4 protein-coding genes are annotated in these 1,731 nt (G+C 37.0%); all 4 read right to left on the bottom strand.

Features of this window, described 5'->3' with window-relative positions; genetic code table 11:
- Positions 1 to 175 precede the first annotated feature (175 nt).
- The 4 genes from ACFSR0_RS07025 to ACFSR0_RS07040 all read right to left on the bottom strand — a co-directional run bounded on the left by ACFSR0_RS07025 (position 176) and on the right by ACFSR0_RS07040 (position 1,667).
- Positions 176 to 376, bottom strand: coding sequence for a hypothetical protein (locus ACFSR0_RS07025; RefSeq protein WP_379981279.1), 201 nt, complete (start codon positions 374 to 376; stop codon positions 176 to 178).
- A gap of 78 nt (positions 377 to 454) precedes the next feature.
- A complete protein-coding gene (locus ACFSR0_RS07030) occupies positions 455 to 784 on the bottom strand; it encodes an acetate kinase (RefSeq protein ID WP_379981281.1) in 330 nt (109 codons plus the stop codon).
- A 1-nt stretch (position 785) separates the two neighbouring features.
- Positions 786 to 1,139 carry a cupin domain-containing protein gene (locus ACFSR0_RS07035; protein WP_379981283.1) on the bottom strand — a complete coding sequence of 118 codons (354 nt, stop codon included), beginning with the start codon at positions 1,137 to 1,139 and terminating at the stop codon, positions 786 to 788.
- 21 nt (positions 1,140 to 1,160) lie between these two features.
- Entirely contained in the window at positions 1,161 to 1,667 is a 507-nt protein-coding gene (locus ACFSR0_RS07040) for a hypothetical protein (protein ID WP_379981285.1), read from the bottom strand.
- Positions 1,668 to 1,731: the final 64 nt, after the last annotated feature.

Below are 1,731 nucleotides of genomic sequence, written 5' to 3' on the forward strand. Positions count from 1 at the left end.
ATCATCAATTACTTGTCTACGGTATTTAGTTACTAAAACAAGGTGCTAATAAAGAAGAAATACTGAATGGCTATTTGTATCTAATTCCATGTTATATCAACTCATTCCTTATATAGACTGATCATAACATAGGACAAAATAAAAAGGCAATGTGCCTTAATTGTCGGTTTTCGAGTTACCAACGGTAACCCTCATACCGAACGGCATTCATCACCCAACTATAGAGGGATGGGCGACTTCTGCCTAATTTAGTTAAATAGTCAATTTGTTGTTGGATAGCCGAGCCATGAAAAGTTAAAATGAACGGTTCTTGTAACAAGTCTTTCACTGAAAAAGAAATGCGTGCAAAAGATTGTCGAACAATAAAGCAAATCATCAAAGCGCTGCCAGACCCAACTTGGATCTGGCAGCGCTTTGTGTTTTTAGGCGGATGACTCATCGTACAACTTAGTTTTTAGTAATTCTTTGGCTTGCTTGTTGGTATTTCTATTTGCAAGAAACGACAATTTTTTTCAGCGCTGAATTGGTGAACTGAAAGAGGAGGAATAACTAACAAATGATTGTGTGTAGCTACCTCTGATAATTGATTTGCGTATTGGACGGTTAAAGCACCTTCTAAAACCAGAATTACTTTTACCAAATCGCTTTTTTCTGAACTGATGCTTTCGCCTGCACTGAAAGCAAACAAGGTGATCGGTGTTGTAACGGCTAGGTTCTTTGTTAGTGAGCGACTAGCAATCTGTTCTGGTGAAAATTGAACTAGCTCTGTTAAGTTAAATTTCACTTTATTTACGCTCTCCTTTATTCTCAGGCTTGACTACTACTAACAACATTTGAAATGATTCTACTGCGAATAAAGAATGAGGAATCGTTGCAGGCATTACAATACTTTCGCCAGCGGTCACTGTATAGGTTTCATCAGCAATTTTAATAAGGGCTGTTCCTGACAAAATATTGACCATCGCATCACCATTGGAGCGATGGGTAGCAATTTCTTGATTTTTATCTAATGAAAAAAGTGTCATTCCCATGCTTGATCGTTGCACCAACGTTTTGCTAATAATTTGTTCTTCACCAAAAGGTATGAGTTTTTTTAAGTCTAATACTTCTTTTTGAGGAATTCGTTCGATAAACTTCATTTTGACTACCTCTTTCAGTTCTTATTTTATACTGCAAATGGTAATGTAACATAACTCTTTCCCAGTTTTATTAAAAAATGAAAACATATTTTTAAACATTTTTCGATTCTCAGGTTTCATTCCACGATAGATAATTTGGATGGTTGAGAACAAACCCTCATCACGAATCATCCCTTTAGGAGACATTAAGCTCATTTTTCCAGTTTGACTAGTTACTTTTTGAAATCCGGTTTCTTGAAATAGTTGAATCCAATCATCTATGTATAAAGGATCCACTTTTACATGAATTGTTTCTTGCAATTGTTTAACAATTTTAGCAATCTGGGGATCTAAAAACGAGATATCATGCGTCAGTAAACGACCTCCAGGTTTTAGTACACGTAGATACTCTGCTATTGCTTGCTTTTTAGCTCGAGGGCTTAACATCGTTAACATGGCTTCGTTGATTGAACCGAGCGCGCACACCCGTGACTTTAGTCGTGGGTAAACGCTCGTCGGAACCAAGTTCCGAAAACGTACAGTCAGCATATTGAGAAATCAATGTGTAGAAACGGGCATAACGAAATGACCCGTGCAACAAAGAAACTGAATT

Origin of the sequence: Enterococcus camelliae, assembly GCF_042685105.1 — a bacterium.
Lineage (GTDB): Bacteria > Bacillota > Bacilli > Lactobacillales > Enterococcaceae > Enterococcus_G > Enterococcus_G camelliae.